Raw genomic sequence first — 17,673 nt, 5'->3', positions numbered from 1 at the left:
CCGACACCACGCCAACGAGCTGCCGCGCAAACTAGACTGGAGCCATCCCTAACCTGCTACCGGAGGCGCCGTGGCTACGTCTGACTCGTTCGTACACCTGCACAACCACACCGAGTACTCGATGCTCGACGGTGCGGCGAAAATTAACGAGGTGTGCGAGCTCGCTGCCGAAATGGGAATGCCGGCACTGGCAACCACCGACCACGGCAATATGTTCTCGGCTTACGAGTTCTACAAGGCTGCGAAACGGGCCGGGATCAAACCAATTATCGGCACCGAGGCATATCTGACACCTGGTACCCACCGCAATAACCGCGAACGTGTGCGCTGGGGCAATGGCGGTGGTGACGATGTTTCAGGTGGCGGCGCCTACACGCATATGACGATGCTGGCCGAATCCACGCAGGGTATGCACAATCTTTTCCGGCTATCGAGCTGGGCTTCGATTGAGGGGCAGTACTTTAAGCCCCGGATGGACCGCGAGTTGCTGAACCGCTTCGGTAAGGGAATCATCGCCACCACCGGCTGCCCATCGGGTGAGATTCAAACACGGCTACGGCTGGGTCAGTATGAGCTTGCCAAGCAGGCGGCGGGAGAGTTTCAAGACATCTTCGGGAAGGAAAACTTCTTCCTCGAACTCATGGATCACGGCGTTGAGGTTGAACGTCGCGTGCGGGATGATCTGCTGCGTCTTGGTAAAGAGATGAATCTGCCGCGCGTGGTCACCAACGACCTGCACTACACGCGCAAAGAAGATGCCGTACACCATGCGGCGCTGCTGTGCGTGCAATCGGGTTCGACGCTCGACGACCCGAACCGATTCAAATTCGATGGGGAGGGCTACTACCTGAAGTCACCCGCCGAGATGCGGCATCTATTCCGCGACTTTCAGGATGCCTGTGACAATACGCTGCTGATTGCTGAGCGCTGCAACGCCGAGTTCGATGAATCGGCCAACTACATGCCGGCATTCCCGGTGCCCGAGGGCGAAACCGAGGCCAGCTGGTTCGAGAAAGAAGTCGAGCGCGGGCTGCACTACCGATACGGAGACCACATCCCCGACCGGGTGCGCGAACGCGCCGACTATGAGACCGGCATCATCAAACAGATGGGGTTTCCCGGCTACTTCCTGGTGGTTGCCGACTACATTCAGTGGGCGAAAGAAAACGGCGTGCGAGTGGGGCCCGGGCGTGGTTCGGGCGCCGGTTCAATGTGTGCCTACGCCATGCGCATCACCGATCTTGACCCGATCGAACACGGGCTGATCTTCGAGCGGTTCCTCAACCCCGACCGGGTATCGATGCCCGACTTTGATATCGACTTTGACGACCGTCGTCGCGGTGAGGTGATTCAGTACGTCACCGAAAAATACGGTGACGACCACGTGGCGCAGATTGTCACCTACGGCACGATTAAGTCGAAGCAGGCCCTCAAAGACGCATCTCGAGTGCTCGGCTATCCCTTCTCGGTGGGCGAGACGCTCACCAAAGCGATGCCCGCGGCGGTGATGGGGAAAGACATTCCGCTCAGCGATGTGTTCAACCCGGAAGCGGGTCGGTATAAAGAAGCTGGTGAGCTTCGTTCGGTCATCGAGTCGAGCCCCGAGTTTCAGAAGGTGTTCGACACTGCGAAAGGGCTCGAGGGCCTCAAACGCCAGTGGGGTGTACACGCCGCAGGTGTGATCATGTCGTCGGCGCCGATTATTGATGTGATTCCGTTGATGCGCCGCGAGCAGGACGGTCAGATCGTCACCCAGTTTGACTACCCGAGCTGTGAGTCACTCGGGCTGATCAAAATGGACTTTCTGGGTCTGCGCAACCTGACGATTCTTTCAGACGCGATCGACAACATTGCCGAAAACCGTGGCGAAGCAATCGATCTCGAACGCATGGCGCTCGACGATACCGACACCTATCGGCTGCTTTCACGCGGCGACACGCTGGGAGTCTTTCAGCTGGATGGTGACGGGCTACGGGCCTTGCTGCGGCTGATGAAACCCGACAACTTCAACGACGTTTCGGCAACGATCGCGCTGTATCGCCCCGGCCCGATGGGCGCGAACTCGCACGTCAACTATGCCCATCGCAAGAACGGTTTGCAGCCGGTGACGCCGATTCATCCCGAGCTTGAAGAGCCGCTGCGTGACATCTTGGCCGAGTCGTACGGTCTGATCATCTACCAGGAGCAGGTGATGGCGATCGCCCAGAAAGTGGCCGGCTATTCGCTCGGTCAAGCCGACCTGCTGCGGCGAGCAATGGGCAAAAAGAAAAAGGCCGAGCTCGAGAAACAGTTCGAAAAGTTCTCGTCGGGGATGCACGCCAATGGGTTTTCGAAAGCGGCGGTGCAGGCACTGTGGGACATCCTGCTGCCGTTCTCTGACTACGCGTTTAACAAGGCCCACTCGGCAGCATATGGCGTGGTGTCGTACTGGACTGCCTACTTGAAATGTCACTACGCGCCCGAGTACATGTCGGGCCTACTCACCTCGGTGGGCGACTCGCGTGACAAGCTTGCCGAGTATCTCAACGAGTGCCGGCATATGGGTATCCGCGTGCTGCAGCCGGACGTGAACGAATCGACGCTGCGCTTCCGTGCGGTGGGACAGGACATTCGATTCGGGCTGGGTGCGGTGCGAAACGTGGGCGATCAGGTTGTCGCCGATATCGTTGCCGCGCGTGAAAGCAAGGGGAAGTTCACCTCGTTTCACGACTTCCTCACGAAGGTGCCAACCTCGGTCACTAACAAGCGCACTATCGAGTCGCTCATCAAGGCCGGTGCGTTTGACTCGCTGAGATATACGCGGCGCGCACTGGTGGAGATTCACGAGGATGCGATCGATGCTGCGGTGGCGAAAAAACGCAATGAGGCACACGGCCAGGTCGACCTGTTTGCCGGGCTTGAAGAGTTTGAAGAAGAAGAGTCGGTGGTGCCCGAGCGTCCCGAGTTTTCGCGTCGAGACAAACTTGCTTTTGAGCGCGACATGCTCGGGCTGTATGTCTCCGACCACCCGCTGCGCGGCCTCGAGACGGATCTGGCGAAGCTCGCATCCCACCAGATTTTGCAGCTGACCGCCGAAGAGGCGAATGTCGCGGACGGTTCGCAGGTGCAGATCGCAGGACTCATGACCGTGGTGCAGCACCGCATTGCCCGGCAGTCGGGTAACCCGTACGCTATGGTCACTGTTGAAGATTTCGGCGGCGAAATCACCGTGATGTTCCTCGGCAAGACCTATCAGGAGTACGCCGGGCAATTGAAATCTGACACGATTGCGGTGATTCGGGGGAGAGCACAGCAGCGTGATGACGGAGTCACCATCACGGCACAGGGGATCACCATCCCGCAGCTTTCGGTGGGTGATAATCAGGCGCTGACGATCACGCTGAACGATCGCCAGGCTACTGTGCCGCTTGTGACCGAGCTCGATGCCCTGCTGCGGCGTAACACCGGTGAGAGTGAGGTGCGCTTACGGCTGCGCACCCCCTATGCGATTCGTCGGTTTGAGCTTCCACACCGGGTAGAGAACTCTGGCGCCCTGTACTCCGAGCTGGTGGCGCTGCTCGGCCCGGAATGTCTGGGATAGCTTTTGCCCGAACGCAACCGAATCGTGCGCACCCGCAGATGACAACTAGAATGGAGCCATCATGATGAACACCATTGATTTGCGCGGTCAGCAGCTTTCAACCGGTCAGTTGCGCGCTGTTCTTCCCCGTCCACAACTCGACGTTACCGCTGCAGTTCCCGGAGCAATCGAGCTCATCAATGAGGTTCGAGAACATGGCCAGGCCGCGCTGCAAGCGCAGGCCGAACGCTTCGACCGCACCACAGTTCCGGCGATCCGAGTGCCCCTCGCTGAAATCGAGGCGGCAACCGCGCAGCTGCAGCCGAAGCTGCGTTCCGCACTCGAAGAGATGATTACTCGTGTGCGTCAGGCTTCGGCCGCTCAGGTGCCACCGCCCGCGTTCACCGAGGTGGCACCCGGCGCTGTGATCGAGCAGCGCTGGCAGCCGGTATCCCGAGTCGGACTGTATGTGCCTGGCGGTAAAGCTGTCTACCCCTCAAGTGTCGTGATGAACGTGGTTCCCGCGCAGGTAGCCGGTGTTGCATCCATCGCCATTGCCTCGCCCGCCCAAGCCGATCACCACGGTCACATTCACCCGACCATCCTCGCCGCTGCGGGGTTGCTCGGGGTGACCGAGGTGTACGCGATGGGTGGCGCCGGCGCGATCGGTGCGCTCGCGTATGGTGTGGCAGATATTGGTCTCGAACCGGTCGACGTGATCACTGGCCCCGGCAACGTCTGGGTGGCCGCCGCTAAACGTGCCGTGCAATCGGTGGTCGGTATCGATGCTGAGGCCGGGCCCACCGAAATCTTGATTATCGCCGATGGGTCGGCCGACCCCGACCTGGTGGCTGCCGACCTGCTCGGTCAGGCTGAGCATGACGAGCTTGCTTCGAGCGTGCTGGTCACCGACGACGAGGCGTTTGCGAACAAGGTGCTGGCAGCGCTTGAGCCGCGGTTTGCTGCCACGAAGCATAGTGAACGCGCCGGCATCGCGCTGCGCGGTGAGCAGTCTGCGATCGTGTTGGTTGATGATCTCACCGCGGCCTGCCGAGTATCAAACGTCTACGGCCCCGAACATCTCGAGATTCACACCGCTGATGATGCGACCACAGTCGCCATGATCACTAATGCCGGCGCCATCTTCATTGGCCCCTACGCGCCAGTGCCGCTGGGCGACTATGTGGCCGGCTCTAATCACGTGCTTCCCACCGGCGGTTCTTCCGCGCACGCTTCCGGGCTCGGCGCACACACCTTCCTGCGCTCCCAGCAGCTCATTCGTTACGACCGCGACGCGCTGTCGGCAGTACGTGAGCACATCCGCGTCATCGCCGAAGATGAAGACCTACCCGCACACGGCGAGTCGGTCGACGCACGGTTCAGCTAGGGGCAGGGATGTATTGCCCGTTTTGTCGGAACGAAGACTCGCGCGTGGTCGACTCGCGCACGATCGATGACGGTATCGCGATTCGGCGGCGTCGGCAGTGCCCGGAGTGTGGGAAGCGGTTTTCGACGATCGAGACCGCGAGCCTGAGTGTCAAAAAACGTTCCGGTGTAGAAGAGCCATTCTCGCGCGAAAAAGTGAAAAACGGTGTGCGAAAAGCCTGCCAGGGTCGGCCCGTCACAGAAGCCGACCTGGGGCTACTCGCACAGCGTGTTGAAGAAACCATTCGCGCCAGTGGCGCCTCGCAGGTGGGTGCGCGTGATGTGGGGTTGGCAGTGCTGCCATTCCTTCGCGAGATCGACGACGTTGCGTATTTGCGCTTTGCCAGTGTGTACCGTGACTTTGATTCGATGCACGACTTCGAGCGTGCCATCGATCAGCTCAAGCACGATGGTGTCACCGCGAAATATTCCAGCTAACCCGATAGTGCCGACTAAGGCCCAAGCGAAAGGACCACAGTGTTCACTCGGCTCGTACGCTCCGGATATCAGGTCGTGTTCACCACGGTTTTTCGCCGGATGGACGCCGAACGAGCACACCACATTGCCGCCGGTGTGCTGCGCGGTATCGGGCGCTTCGAGGCAGCTCGCCGCGCGCTCGCACGCTGCACGCGCCCGGCGAGCTCGCTGAGTGTTGAGACTCTCGGCCTGGTTTTTCCGTCGCCGTTCGGTTTGGCGGCGGGGTTTGATAAGAACGCCGACATGGTTGATGGGCTAGCCGCGCTCGGTTTTGGTCACGTTGAGGTTGGCACCATTACACCTAAGGCCCAGCCCGGTAATCCGAAGCCGCGGCTGTTTCGGTTGGTTGATGATCGTGCGCTCATCAACCGCATGGGGTTCAATAACGATGGTGCTGAGAACACTCTCGAAAATCTTCGTGCCCGCCGCAACCAGCAGGCGATTGTGGGCATCAATATTGGCAAAAACAAGGTGACTTCGGCAGCGGATGCGGTGACCGACTATGTTTCAGCGGCCGCGACTGTGCGTGAACAGGCCGACTACCTGGTGATCAATGTCTCATCACCAAACACACCCGGACTGCGCGGCCTGCAGGAACTCGACGCCCTCGAACCCATTTTGCGGGCGACCCTCAAAGCTGCTGATGGAGTGCCGCTGCTGGTGAAGATCGCTCCCGATTTGGCTGACGACCAGGTGCAGCGCATCGCGCAGCTCGTGCGGCGCATCGGTCTTGCCGGCATTGTGGCAACGAACACGACCATCCAGCGCGAACCGCTTGCGACCAGCTCGCGAGTGGTGGAGGCCTACGGTGCCGGTGGGTTGTCGGGGGCACCGGTGCGCGATCGCTCACTCGAGGTGTTGAAGCTATTGCGCGCCGAGCTTGGTGATGGCCCCTGCATCATTTCGGTGGGTGGCGTGACTGATGAATACGACGTGCACGAGCGGCTCGCCGCCGGCGCCACTCTTGTGCAGGGGTACACGGCGTTTCTGTACGAAGGCCCGCAATGGGCGGCGGGAATTAACCGCGGACTTGAACGCCTGCGTCGCCGTGGACGCTAGCAGCTGCCGCAGCCGCATATGATGCGGTGCTGAGGAGCCAGCTGTTCGCAATCCCTGCGCCGCCACCGCGTTGACTACTTGTAGTTCGCGGTGAATGCAATCGAGCTGAAGCGCTTGACACGTGCCTTCGGCAGCCGCATGAACCGCATCTGCATACTGCGTGAGATGGCCTGCCACACGAAGCCTTTTTCGGTACGCGCCTCGCCGACGACTTTCGTGACGTGTTTACGAGCGATGAGCCCGAGCATGACGCCCTCAACGATGCAGACGAGCAGGTAGGTCCAGATAGCCAGCAGCGCAAAAGTGCTGTAATACTGCAATCCGGGGATCATGGTGGCGAAAATCACCAGGAACATGAACGGTACGAGTAGTTCGCCAAGCGTGAAGCGAATGTCAACGAAATCGCGAAGGTAGCGTTTTTGCGGGCCACGCTCTTTCGGACGCAGGTACTGGTCGTCACCGCGGGCCATACCCTCGCGTGCCTTAGCCTGTTCACGACGAATCTGCTCGCGCGCCTGTTTCGAAGCAGCCTTGCGGTTTTCCGGAACCAGCGGCTGAAAGTTTTGTGCCTCACGCTCGCGACGTCGAGGGGTGGGGCCTTTCTTCCCCTGTGTCGGCGCAGCGGCTTCGTTGTCGCTGTCTTTGGCCGGCTGGGTCTCGTGCTTTGCCATGGTTTTTGTTCTACCTCCGGGTGGCTAGGTGCTGTCTATCCTAGTTGACTCAGCCGCTGCCAGTACGCTGTCGCTATGTCGCAATCTCGTCAGGCGGACGCATCCGCAGCACTCGACCAATTCCGCAGCGACCTTGTCGACCGTGTCGACCTCGGTATGCCGCACACGATCGACCGGCTCGCCAAGCTGGTTCGCATCCCGTCAGTCTCTTGGGATGCATTTGATCGCGAACAGGTGCAGCGCAGCGCTGAATTTGTGTGCGATCAGCTCGAGCAGACCGGGCTCTTTGATGAGGTGGCAATTCACCAGTACGACGATGCTGCCGGCCGTCCGGGCCAGCCTGGGGTGATTGCGCATCGTGCACCTGCACCCGGCGCACCGACCGTGCTGCTTTATGCCCACCACGATGTGCAACCCCCCGGAGATGAACGCAAGTGGGAGTCGCCGGTGTACGAACCCACATTGCGCGGCGAGCGCCTCTATGGTCGCGGTTCGAGCGACGACAAGGCCGGTGTGATGCTGCACATTGCCGCACTCGAAGCGCTGCGCGATATCTGCGAGGCGCACCAGCAGCGGCTGCCGATCGGGATCTCGGTGTTTATTGAGGGCGAAGAAGAAAACGGCTCGCGAAGCTTTGGGCGCTTCCTCGACGAACATCGAGATGCGCTTGGCGCCGACTACATCATTGTGGCCGATAGCGATAATCCGAGCACCGAAACACCCGGGCTCACGGTCGCGCTGCGAGGCAATGTGACGTTTGCGCTCACAGTGCGATCGCTGACGGGCGCGTGGCATTCGGGCATGTTCGGGGGAGTGGCCCCCGATGCCATGCTGGTGCTGATCCGACTGTTGAACAGTCTGTGGGACGAAAACGGTTCGGTTGCGGTTCCGGGCGTGCTCTCGCATGCTGCAGCGGTGCCCGATTACGACGAGCGGCAGCTGGCACGCGAGATCGGTGCGCTCGGGGGTGAGCTGATCGGCGTGGGGCCGGTGCGAGCGCGCACCTGGTATCAGCCGGCGATCACCATCACCGGGATTGATGCACCATCAGTGGCAGAGTCATCGAACACGCTGCTACCCGAGGTTCGGGTGCGGGTGTCGGCCCGGGTTGCTCCGGGTCAGCCAGCGCAGGAGGCGGCCGAAGCGTTGATGGCGCATTTGCGCGCACAGGTGCCCTGGGGTGCAGAGCTTGAGTTTGACGACTTGGATGTGGGGGAACCATTCCTCGTCGATACCAAAGCTGCCGGTGTTGAGCGGATGTGTGCCGCAATGCGCGGCGCATGGGGTGCTGAGCCCGAACTCACCGCGATCGGTGGTTCGATTCCGTTCATTGCTGAGCTGGTTGAGCGGTTCCCGAGCGCTCAGATTCTCGTGACCGGGGTGGAAGACCCCGAAACTCGCGCACACTCACCGAATGAGTCGCAGCACCTTGGTGTGCTGCGCAAGGCGATCAAGACAGAGGCGCTGTTTCTTGCGGGTCTAGTGCTCGAGGATGAAGCGGTCTCTGAGCCGGAATAAACAGCTCGATAGCAGCGTTATCTAACGAAACAATTGGGAGGAACCATGACCACCGAAATCCAAACTGATGAGGTGATCGGCCTGAATGGCATCACCATGACCGAGCACACGCACGGGGTGAAACTTACCCAGGCTGCAGTTGACAAGGTGAAGGCGCTGCTCAACCAGGAGGGGCGCACCGACCTGCGGTTGCGTGTCGCCGTGCAGCCCGGCGGCTGCTCGGGCCTGATCTATCAGCTGTATTTCGATGAGCGTGAGCTCGAGAATGATGCTGTGGTCGACTTCGACGGTGTTGAGCTGATTGTGGATGAGATGAGCGTCCCGTATCTCGAAGGCGCCACAGTTGATTTCAGTGACACGATCGAAAAGCAGGGATTCACGATCGACAACCCCAACGCGGCCGGCTCGTGCGCCTGCGGCGATTCATTTCACTAATACCCACATCGAATCGGCGGTTGGCAGGGCATTTTGTCGACAAGCGGCGCGCACGCGGGGTGGCGTGGGCGTCGCTCGTTCAAAAATGTGACTACACTGTGAGTCGTCTGTATGCGTCTTCTCGAAAGGTCCATCGTGCGGAAGAACCACACTAAGAAGTGGCTAGCCGGAGGTACGGCCGCGCTAGCGGCGCTGGTGCTCACCGGCTGCCATGACACAGTACGTGCGGGCTATATGCCTGGCCACGAGGGCATCAGCGACATTGGTGATGCCATCGGTACCTTCTGGGCCAACTCGTGGGTCGCGCTCATGGGCGTAGGCCTGCTGACCTGGGGCCTGGTTATCTGGGCTTCGGTTGCCTATCGTCGCCGGAAGAACGAGACCGGTATGCCGCTGCAGATGCGCTACCACATGCCGATCGAGATCATGTTCACCGTGATCCCGGTCGTGCTGGTTGCTGGTTTTTTTGCTTTCACCGCACGCGAACAGGCCAACATCGAAGAGAACTGGGCCGAAGATGAGCGCGAGGTGCACATCGAGGTGTACGGCAAGCAGTGGGCCTGGGACTTCAACTACCTCGAGGTCGAGGGCTCAGACTACAACCACGAGGCCGTGTACTACCAGGGTGTTCAAGCCGAAGAAGTCCGCGATGCCGACGGTAAGACCACCGGCGAAATCAACATGGACAAGCTGCCCACGCTCTACCTGCCGGTTGACGCAAAGGTCACTATCGACCTGAAGTCGCGTGACGTTGCCCACTCGTTCTGGGTGCCGCAGTTCCACTACAAGGAAGACACGATTCCTGGCAAGACCAACCAGATGTCGTTCATTCCAACCGAAGAAGGCACCTACATCGGTAAGTGCGCCGAACTGTGTGGTGAGTACCACTCAATGATGCTGTTCCAGGTCAAAGTGGTATCGAAAGACGAATACGACAAGTACCTCAACAGCCTCGCCGCCCAGGGCAACACTGGCGCCGTCGGCGACGAGTACAACCGCAACTTGCACAACCCGGGTACCAAGGTCCCCGAGATCCAACACGAAGAGCACTAAGGCAGGGTAAAGATGAGTTCAACGCTTAACCGGCCGACAGGCATCGAAGGTAACGACGGACCGCTCACGGTTTCCGACCTCGACCGCAACACGATCGGCAAAAAAGGCAACGCAATCGTTGACCTACTGACCACTACCGACCACAAGAAGCTCGGATACATGTACCTGGCTTCATCGGTTGTCTGGTTCTGCATTGGTGGTGTACTTGCGCTGCTGATCCGCGGTCAGCTGTTCGCACCCGGCATGGAAATGATCGCCACCAAAGAACAGTTCAACCAGCTGTTCACGATGCACGGCACGATCATGCTGCTCATGTTCGCGACCCCGCTATTCGCTGGCTTCGCCAACGTGCTCGTGCCGCTGCAGATCGGTACCGCTGATGTTGCCTTCCCGCGACTGAACGCGTTTGCCTACTGGCTGTACAGCTTTGGTGCCATCATCGCGGTGCTTGGCTTCCTCACCCCGCAGGGGGCGGCCTCGTTTGGTTGGACCGCGTACACACCGCTGTCGCTGTCAACCTTCAGCCCCGGTGCCGGTGGCGACCTGTGGGTAGCGGGTCTTGCTCTCACCGGTTACGGCACCATCTTCGGTGCCGTGAACTTCATCACCACGATCCTCACCATGCGTGCTCCCGGTATGACCATGTGGCGTATGCCCATCTTCACTTGGAACGTGCTCATCACCTCGATTCTGGTGCTGTTCGCATTCCCGGTGCTCACCGCCGCCTGGTTTGGTCTGCTCATGGACCGTGTTTTTGGAACCCACATCTACGACGTAGATGCCGGCGGCACGATCCTCTACCAGCACCTGTTCTGGTTCTTCGGTCACCCAGAGGTGTACGTCATTGCGCTGCCGTTCTTCGGTATCGTCTCGGAAATCTTCCCGGTGTTCAGCCGCAAGCCGATTTTCGGTTACAAGACGCTGGTGCTCGCCACTATCGCGATTGCCGCACTCTCGGCCTCGGTGTGGGCACACCACATGTACGTGACCGGGTCGGTGCTGCTGCCGTTCTTCGCCCTGATGACCATGCTCATCGCGGTGCCAACCGGTGTGAAGATCTTTAACTGGATCGGTACCATGTGGCGCGGCTCGATCACCTTCGAAACCCCGATGCTGTTCTCGCTCGGCTTCCTGGTTTCGTTCGTCTTCGGTGGTCTCACCGGTGTCATCCTCGCTTCGCCGATGCTCGACTTCCACGTCTCCGACACCTACTTCGTGGTGGCGCACTTCCACTACGTGATCTTCGGTACCGTGGTGTTCGCGATGTTCGCTGGCTTCTATTTCTGGTGGCCGAAATTCACCGGCAAGATGCTCAACGAACGTCTAGGCAAGATTCACTTCTGGATCCTGTTCGTCGGCTTCCACACCACGTTCCTGATCCAGCACTGGCTCGGTGTGATGGGTATGCCCCGCCGTTACTTCACCTACCAGGCGGAGGCCCACTTCACCTGGATGAACCAGGTTTCGTCGATCGGTGCCATCATTCTGGCGGTCTCGATGATCCCGTTCTTCATCAACGTGTACCTCACTCACCGCAACGGTAAGAAGGTGACCGTGAACGACCCGTGGGGCTACGGCGGCTCGCTCGAGTGGGCAACCAGCTGCCCGCCGCCGCGTCACAACTTCACTTCGATCCCGCGCATCCGTTCGGAGCGCCCGGCGTTCGACCTCAACCACCCCGAGCTCGCTGCACCCGGTGCACACAATGAGCCTGTCACCGTAGGCGGAAAGGCGTAAGACAGATGCGGACTAATGCAAAGCTCCTCTGGGTGCTCGCGTTCTTCTACGCGGTAATGGCTGCCGCGTACATCGCGTGGACCTGGGCTGACACCGGCCAACCCGAGCCCGTCGGTTCGGTAGCCTTCGTGCTGATGATCGCTTTCTCAGTGTTCATCGCGTTCTACCTTGACATTGAAGACAAACCCTTCCGCCGCAATCGCCTGCCCGAAGACCGGGAAGACGCCGAAATTGATGAGGCAGACTCAGAACTCGGCTTTTTCGCACCCCACTCGCTGTGGCCCGTCTTCACCGCGACCGGTATTGGCCTCGTGTTCGCCAGCATCGCCTTCGGTTGGTGGCCCGCCTTCTTCCTGGCCCCAATCGCGATCATCGGCGTGATCGGATGGTCGTACGAGTTTTACCGCGGCCATTACGGTCACTAGAAACTCACACGAAAATGCCGGTGCTGGTTGTTGACCAGCACCGGCATCTTCATTCTGCCGCCGTGGGCTTCCCGCGAGCGCCTAATAACTGAACACGCGGTGCACGGCAGCACCGCCGCGGGAAAGCGTCTGGCCACCACCGAGTTCCTCTAGCTCAACCAAAACACTGGTGCCGACCACCTCGCAGCCAATCTCGCGGATGAGCTGCTGTGCGGCCAACAGCGTTCCGCCGGTTGCGAGCACATCATCAAGTAGCAGCACCCGAGTGCCGCGAGGCAGGTCATCGTGCATCTCGATTACGGCCCTGCCATATTCCAGCGCATATTCAACCGAGGCAGCGGGTCGGGGAAGCTTCCCAGCCTTACGAATCGGAGCGAGGCCGACACCCGAATAAGCGGCGGCAGCTCCCGCAAACAAGAACCCTCGCGCCTCAACCCCCGCCACCACATCAAACTGTCCGGTGAAAGGGCGCAGCATCTCTGCGGTCACCGCACGTAGCGCCTCGGCATCAGCGAGCAGCGGCATGATGTCGCGGAAGATGACGCCCGGTGCCGGATAGTCGGGAATCGAAACGATCAGCGACTTTGCGCGTTCAAGTTCAGAACTGAGCATGCCTCCAGCCTAGTTTGCGCACGTGGCCCGCAGGTATCCGGGGGACTCTTCCGGAGCGCAGCTGATGCGGCAGCCGAACTAGAAATCTTGAGCGAGTTGCTGTTCACGGTCGAGCCGGAACAACAACTCGGTGATGCGCACGTGCACCCTCTCAACCCGCGGAATATCGTCAAGCAGCAGCGGATTATCCGCCGAGGTTTCGAGAATCAGCGTGCCGCAACGGAAAATTCGGTCGACAAACGAACGGTCGTACGAGACATTCGAGATACGGCTGAGCGGGATATCGTGCCCGGTTTTGTTGAAGATGCCCGACCGGGTAATGATGCGGCGATTGGTGACGGTATAGGTGGTGGTCGCCCACTTCAAAAGCGGCACGATCGCCACTGGGATGAGCAGAACGATCACCAGCCCAAGGATCACCCACGAGCCAATTGGCTGCCAATCAGCAGGCAGCACGACCGCGCCAACCACACCGGCAATGATGAGCAATAGACCGAGCAGCAACCAGCCCAGGATGCGTTTGATATGTGTGCGGAGGTGGTAGATGATCTGCTCATCGGTGCCGAGCAGGCGCTTCGGGATTCCCATAACTGAGAGCTTATTGCGCATCGGTGAATAGCGCATATGCGGGGCTTCAGATTGGAGTTCGGTACGCTGACGGTATGACCACTCTGCGTGAACTTCGAGCCACTATTGATGGGTTGTATCCCGCAGCCGATGCCCAGTCGTGGGATGCGGTTGGGCTTGTCAGCGGTGACCCAGATGTGGTGGTCGAGCGAGTGCTTTTCGCAGTTGACCCGGTAGCCGCCACAGTGTCTGAAGCGCTCGAATGGCGGGCACAGCTGCTGTTCACCCACCATCCGCTGCTGCTGCGCGGGGTCACCACGATCGCTGAAGACCGCTATAAGGGCGCCCTTCTGGCACAGTTGATTCGCGGTGGATGCGCACTCGAGTCGGCACACACGAACGCTGACGTTGTGGAATCGGGGCCCACCGGTACTATTTTTGACCGGCTCGGCATTCCTGTTGGTGCGCAGGCACGTACCCCGATTGAGCCGCTACCGAATAACCCGGCGCGCGGGGTCGGGCTGGTGGGAGAGCTACCACAAGCGATTACGCTCCGCGAGTTCGCCGAGCGGGTCGCTGAGATTTTTCCACCCACCGCCGGCGGAGTTCGTGTTGCCGGTGACCCCGAGCTACAGGTGCGTCGGGTGGCCTGCTGTTCGGGTGCCGGAGATTCGCTGCTTTCGCACCCGCTGGTGCGCGGCGCAGATGTGTATCTCACGAGCGATCTGCGTCACCATCCGGCATCCGAAGCACGCGAGCAGGCAATGCTGACCGGTGGGCCGGCACTCGTTGATACCGCGCACTTCGCCAGTGAGTGGCTGTGGCTCGATGGCGCGGCCGCACGCATCCGACAGGCACATCCCGATATTGAGGTGCGAGTGTCAACGCACAACACCGACCCGTGGACATTCACGGTGGCACAGCAGTAGTGACCGCCGTTACTTCGAGAGGAACACCGGCACGATGAGGGCCAGCACCGTACACCAGCTGCAATTGCTGAAACTCGCTGAGATCGATAGCGGGCACGCTCGGTTGCAGCACCTTGCCAAGCACATGCCTGAACACGAGCATCTGCTGTCGATCGAAAGCGACCGTCGCAGCCGTCGTCAGGCAGCGGCGCAGGCACACGGCGCGCTCGATGCGGCACAGGCAGAGTTGGTCCGCACCCGTGATGATGCGCGCGTGGTTGCAGAGCGTCGGGCTCGCGATGAACAGCTGCTTGCTGAATCGACCTCGACGAAAGACATTGCCGGGCTGCAGGCAGAGCTCGCAACCCTCACCAAACGCGGGGACGAGCTCGCCGCTACCGAACTTGAGCAAGAAGAAGCTGTGGCGGCACTACAGCAGAAGCTCGACACTGCGCGCGCCTCACTCGACGAGATCGAACAGCTCGCAGCTGACCTGCTGCAGCGGCGGGAACAGGCTCGCGACCACATCCGTGAACAGGCGCGCGATTTGGAGCTGCGTCGCAAAGCAATCGTTGACAGCATCCCCGCCGAACTGTTGCAGGAGTATGAGCGGGCACGCAAGACCTCCGGTGTCGGCGCGGCCGAACTGGTGGGCACCGTTTCGACGGCTTCCAACCTCGAACTCGGGCAAACCGAGCTGGCACAGATTCGCAGCCTCGCGGCCGATGAGCTCGCCTACTGCCCGGTTACTGGGGCGGTGCTCGTGCGCACTGCACGATCAGACCTGCAATAGCGTGCGGCCACGCTGCTGACTTGCTGCGGATACGGCTACACTTGTTCCTTGCGAATAGGGTCGGCCAGGCGATCGCGATTCACTCCGGTGAATCGAGGAACGTCCGGGCTCCGCAGAGCAGGACGGTGGGTAACACCCACCCGGGGTAACCCGCGAGCTAGTGCCACAGAAAATATACCGCCCCGAGAACGGGTAAGGGTGAAAAGGTGCGGTAAGAGCGCACCGGGTGCGCGGTGACGTGCATCGCACGGTAAACCTCGTCTGGAGCAAGGCCAATAGGGAACGTTGACGCGGCTCGCCGAGTTCCCGGGTGAGCTGCTAGAGCGGCACGGTAACGTGTCGTCGAGATAGATGGTCGCCACGGGGGAACCCGTACAGAACCCGGCGTATCGGCCGGCCCGTTCGTAACTTGCATAGCTACAAGCTGCTATTCCCAGCCCGAAGCTCCCAAGAGCGCAGCCCCAATAATCCCGGCATTATTCCGTAACTTTGCGGCCACGACCGGGGTGTTCACCTCGATGAGCGGGATGAATTCGTCCGCGCGCTTTGAAACTCCGCCCGAGATTACGAACACATCCGGAGAGAAGAGCTCCTCAAGCTTGCGAAAATAGGGGGAGAGCCGGGCACACCAGGTGGCGTCGTCGAGACCCTCACGCTCGCGCACTTTCGCTGAGGCAAACTTTTCGTAATCGGCGTGGCAGGCGAGGTCCATATGGCCGAGTTCGGCGTTTGGGAAAAGCTTGCCGCGGTAAACCAGCGCTGAACCGATCCCGGTGCCGAGTGTCAGCACGAGCACCGAACCCTTTGCGGCATCCGCATTCCCAAACCTCACCTCGGCAACTCCGGCAGCATCCGCATCGTTCACGAGTGAAACCTGCGCGCCCAGCGCCTCACCGAACATGGAGCGGGCATCGAACCCCACCCACTCTGGCGCGATATTTGCGGCGCTTGTCGAGTGGCCGTGACGGATTACCGCGGGCATACAGATGCCGATCGGGAGCGTGTCGAGGGCCGGAACTTTCGCATCGAGCAGCTGGGCGCGGATGTGGCCCATCAGCGTGCACACCGCGGCACGCACATCCGCGATGGTGGCACCCGGTGGCGTGGGTTCTTTGCACCGTTTGCCGAGCAGTTTGCCTTTTTTACAGTCGACGACACCACCCTTGATGCCGGTGCCGCCAATATCAATCCCAATTGCGTAGCGTGCCGTTTTCGCCATGGTGCTGCCACTATCCGTTTCGCTGTGATGCCGGAAGCGTGAGGATTTCGGGACCATCCTCGCCAATGAAGATCGTGTGTTCGAACTGCGCGCAACGCGAACCGTCGCGGGTGACGATTGTCCAGCCGTCATCCCACGAGCGCCAGTCTTGCGAGCCGGTTACCAGCATCGGCTCAACGGTGAACACCATGCCGGGTTCAATCACATCGGTGAAGCGATCGGTGTCGTAATGCGGAATGATCAGACCACTGTGGAAGGCGCGGCCCACGCCATGGCCGGTGTAGTCGCGCACCGACTCGTAACCGAAACGGCCCGCGTATTTTTCGATCACCCGACCGATGACGTTTACCTGACGGCCAGGCTTTGCCGCGCGAATACCGCGCATCATGGCCTCATGAGCGACATCGACGAGCTGTTGTGATTCGGCATCGACCGTGCCGACGGTATACATCCGATTGGTGTCACCGTGCATTCCATTGAAATAAGCGGTGACATCAATGTTGAGGATATCCCCGGCTTCGAGCACAGTGTTGTCGGGGATGCCGTGGCAGATGCACTCGTTGAGCGAGGTGCAACACGACTTCATGAATCCGCGATAGCCGAGGGTCGAGGGATAGGCGTCGCGTTCAATCAGGAAGCTATGGGCGAGTTCGTCGAGCCGATCGGTGGTGACACCGGGCACAACGAATTGCTCGAGATACTCGAGGCAGTCGGCTGCGATCTGCGAGGCCGCGCGCACCCGCTCGAGCTCTTCTGCGCTGTAAAAGTCGCCGGTGCCATCGGGTTCGTTTGGTTCCGCACGATCCACATATTCGGGGCGAGGGATATGGTTGGGAACGGTGCGGCGCGGAGAAATTACGCCTGGGATGAGCAAACCCTGTGAATCTTTCGGCATGGTTTGATCCTAGTGCGCCGAACCTTAAGCGCGTTGGTGCTGTTACACCACCGCGCCTGCGGCAGCTATTCGGCTCGGCATGCCAGCATGGGGACATGTTTGGAAAGAAAAAGATCCAGTACTGGTACAACACCCGCACCGGCGAAGTTGAACGCGGCAAGCAATCGCCCGCGAACGAGCTGCTCGGGCCCTTTGAAACTGCTGATCAAGCGCTGCACGCCTATGACCGGCTGCGGGCCAACGCGGCGGCGTGGGCGGAAGAAGACGCTCGCGAAGAGGCGGAGCGAAACGGCGAACAGTACGACTAGGCCGCCGCGCCG

17 protein-coding genes and 1 other RNA gene are annotated in these 17,673 nt (G+C 60.3%); 13 read left to right on the top strand and 5 right to left on the bottom strand.

The window, feature by feature from the left end:
• Window positions 1-70: 70 nt before the first annotated feature.
• From dnaE to RQ865_RS04495, 4 genes are all read left to right on the top strand, one after another.
• Entirely contained in the window at window positions 71-3,580 is a 3,510-nt protein-coding gene (gene dnaE / locus RQ865_RS04510) for a DNA polymerase III subunit alpha (protein ID WP_311477916.1), read from the top strand.
• A 61-nt stretch (window positions 3,581-3,641) separates the two neighbouring features.
• Window positions 3,642-4,946 (top strand): histidinol dehydrogenase, encoded by a 1,305-nt coding sequence (gene hisD / locus RQ865_RS04505; protein ID WP_311477914.1) that lies wholly within the window; start codon window positions 3,642-3,644, stop codon window positions 4,944-4,946.
• Window positions 4,947-4,954: 8 nt separating this feature from the next.
• A complete protein-coding gene (gene nrdR, locus RQ865_RS04500; protein WP_311477912.1) occupies window positions 4,955-5,422 on the top strand; it encodes a transcriptional regulator NrdR in 468 nt (155 codons plus the stop codon).
• A gap of 75 nt (window positions 5,423-5,497) precedes the next feature.
• A complete protein-coding gene (locus RQ865_RS04495) occupies window positions 5,498-6,520 on the top strand; it encodes a quinone-dependent dihydroorotate dehydrogenase (RefSeq protein ID WP_311477910.1) in 1,023 nt (340 codons plus the stop codon).
• A 74-nt stretch (window positions 6,521-6,594) separates the two neighbouring features.
• On the opposite strand, the gene RQ865_RS04490 is transcribed toward RQ865_RS04495, so the two are convergent.
• A complete protein-coding gene (locus RQ865_RS04490; protein WP_311477908.1) occupies window positions 6,595-7,191 on the bottom strand; it encodes a DUF3043 domain-containing protein in 597 nt (198 codons plus the stop codon).
• 75 nt (window positions 7,192-7,266) lie between these two features.
• Between RQ865_RS04490 and RQ865_RS04485 the strand changes: the two genes are divergently transcribed.
• From RQ865_RS04485 to RQ865_RS04465, 5 genes are all read left to right on the top strand, one after another.
• Window positions 7,267-8,709, top strand: coding sequence for a dipeptidase (locus RQ865_RS04485; protein WP_311477906.1), 1,443 nt, complete (start codon window positions 7,267-7,269; stop codon window positions 8,707-8,709).
• A 96-nt stretch (window positions 8,710-8,805) separates the two neighbouring features.
• Window positions 8,806-9,144: an iron-sulfur cluster insertion protein ErpA gene (gene erpA / locus RQ865_RS04480; RefSeq protein WP_230972546.1), complete on the top strand. Its 339-nt coding sequence runs from the start codon at window positions 8,806-8,808 to the stop codon at window positions 9,142-9,144.
• A gap of 135 nt (window positions 9,145-9,279) precedes the next feature.
• Window positions 9,280-10,197: a cytochrome c oxidase subunit II gene (gene coxB / locus RQ865_RS04475; protein WP_311477904.1), complete on the top strand. Its 918-nt coding sequence runs from the start codon at window positions 9,280-9,282 to the stop codon at window positions 10,195-10,197.
• 12 nt (window positions 10,198-10,209) lie between these two features.
• Entirely contained in the window at window positions 10,210-11,934 is a 1,725-nt protein-coding gene (ctaD, locus tag RQ865_RS04470) for a cytochrome c oxidase subunit I (protein ID WP_311477902.1), read from the top strand.
• A 5-nt stretch (window positions 11,935-11,939) separates the two neighbouring features.
• Window positions 11,940-12,359: a cytochrome c oxidase subunit 4 gene (locus RQ865_RS04465; protein WP_311477900.1), complete on the top strand. Its 420-nt coding sequence runs from the start codon at window positions 11,940-11,942 to the stop codon at window positions 12,357-12,359.
• An 81-nt stretch (window positions 12,360-12,440) separates the two neighbouring features.
• Here the strand turns inward: RQ865_RS04465 and RQ865_RS04460 are convergent, their stop codons facing one another.
• Together RQ865_RS04460 and RQ865_RS04455 are read right to left on the bottom strand one after the other, a co-directional pair.
• On the bottom strand, window positions 12,441-12,971 hold the full coding sequence (locus RQ865_RS04460; protein ID WP_311477898.1) for an adenine phosphoribosyltransferase: 531 nt from the start codon (window positions 12,969-12,971) through the stop codon (window positions 12,441-12,443).
• Window positions 12,972-13,049: 78 nt separating this feature from the next.
• Entirely contained in the window at window positions 13,050-13,559 is a 510-nt protein-coding gene (locus RQ865_RS04455; protein WP_311477895.1) for a PH domain-containing protein, read from the bottom strand.
• Window positions 13,560-13,633: 74 nt separating this feature from the next.
• Here RQ865_RS04455 and RQ865_RS04450 point away from each other — a divergent pair, with 74 nt between their 5' ends.
• From RQ865_RS04450 to rnpB, 3 genes are all read left to right on the top strand, one after another.
• Window positions 13,634-14,467 carry a Nif3-like dinuclear metal center hexameric protein gene (locus tag RQ865_RS04450; RefSeq protein WP_311477893.1) on the top strand — a complete coding sequence of 278 codons (834 nt, stop codon included), beginning with the start codon at window positions 13,634-13,636 and terminating at the stop codon, window positions 14,465-14,467.
• A gap of 34 nt (window positions 14,468-14,501) precedes the next feature.
• On the top strand, window positions 14,502-15,239 hold the full coding sequence (locus RQ865_RS04445) for a hypothetical protein (RefSeq protein ID WP_311477890.1): 738 nt from the start codon (window positions 14,502-14,504) through the stop codon (window positions 15,237-15,239).
• Window positions 15,240-15,295: 56 nt separating this feature from the next.
• Window positions 15,296-15,644, top strand: an RNA gene (gene rnpB, locus RQ865_RS04440) — RNase P RNA component class A.
• A gap of 22 nt (window positions 15,645-15,666) precedes the next feature.
• Here the strand turns inward: rnpB and ppgK are convergent.
• Together ppgK and map are read right to left on the bottom strand one after the other, a co-directional pair.
• A complete protein-coding gene (gene ppgK, locus RQ865_RS04435; protein ID WP_311477888.1) occupies window positions 15,667-16,458 on the bottom strand; it encodes a polyphosphate--glucose phosphotransferase in 792 nt (263 codons plus the stop codon).
• A 10-nt stretch (window positions 16,459-16,468) separates the two neighbouring features.
• Complete coding sequence (gene map, locus RQ865_RS04430) at window positions 16,469-17,353, bottom strand: type I methionyl aminopeptidase (protein WP_311477886.1); 885 nt, start codon at window positions 17,351-17,353, stop codon at window positions 16,469-16,471.
• 95 nt (window positions 17,354-17,448) lie between these two features.
• Here map and RQ865_RS04425 point away from each other — a divergent pair, with 95 nt between their 5' ends.
• On the top strand, window positions 17,449-17,661 hold the full coding sequence (locus tag RQ865_RS04425) for an SPOR domain-containing protein (RefSeq protein ID WP_311477884.1): 213 nt from the start codon (window positions 17,449-17,451) through the stop codon (window positions 17,659-17,661).
• Window positions 17,662-17,673: the final 12 nt, after the last annotated feature.

This window comes from uncultured Gulosibacter sp., assembly GCF_963509965.1.
GTDB lineage: Bacteria > Actinomycetota > Actinomycetes > Actinomycetales > Microbacteriaceae > Gulosibacter.
Note: the sequence above shows the minus strand (reverse complement) of the source record. Positions and strands in the feature narration are given on the sequence as shown.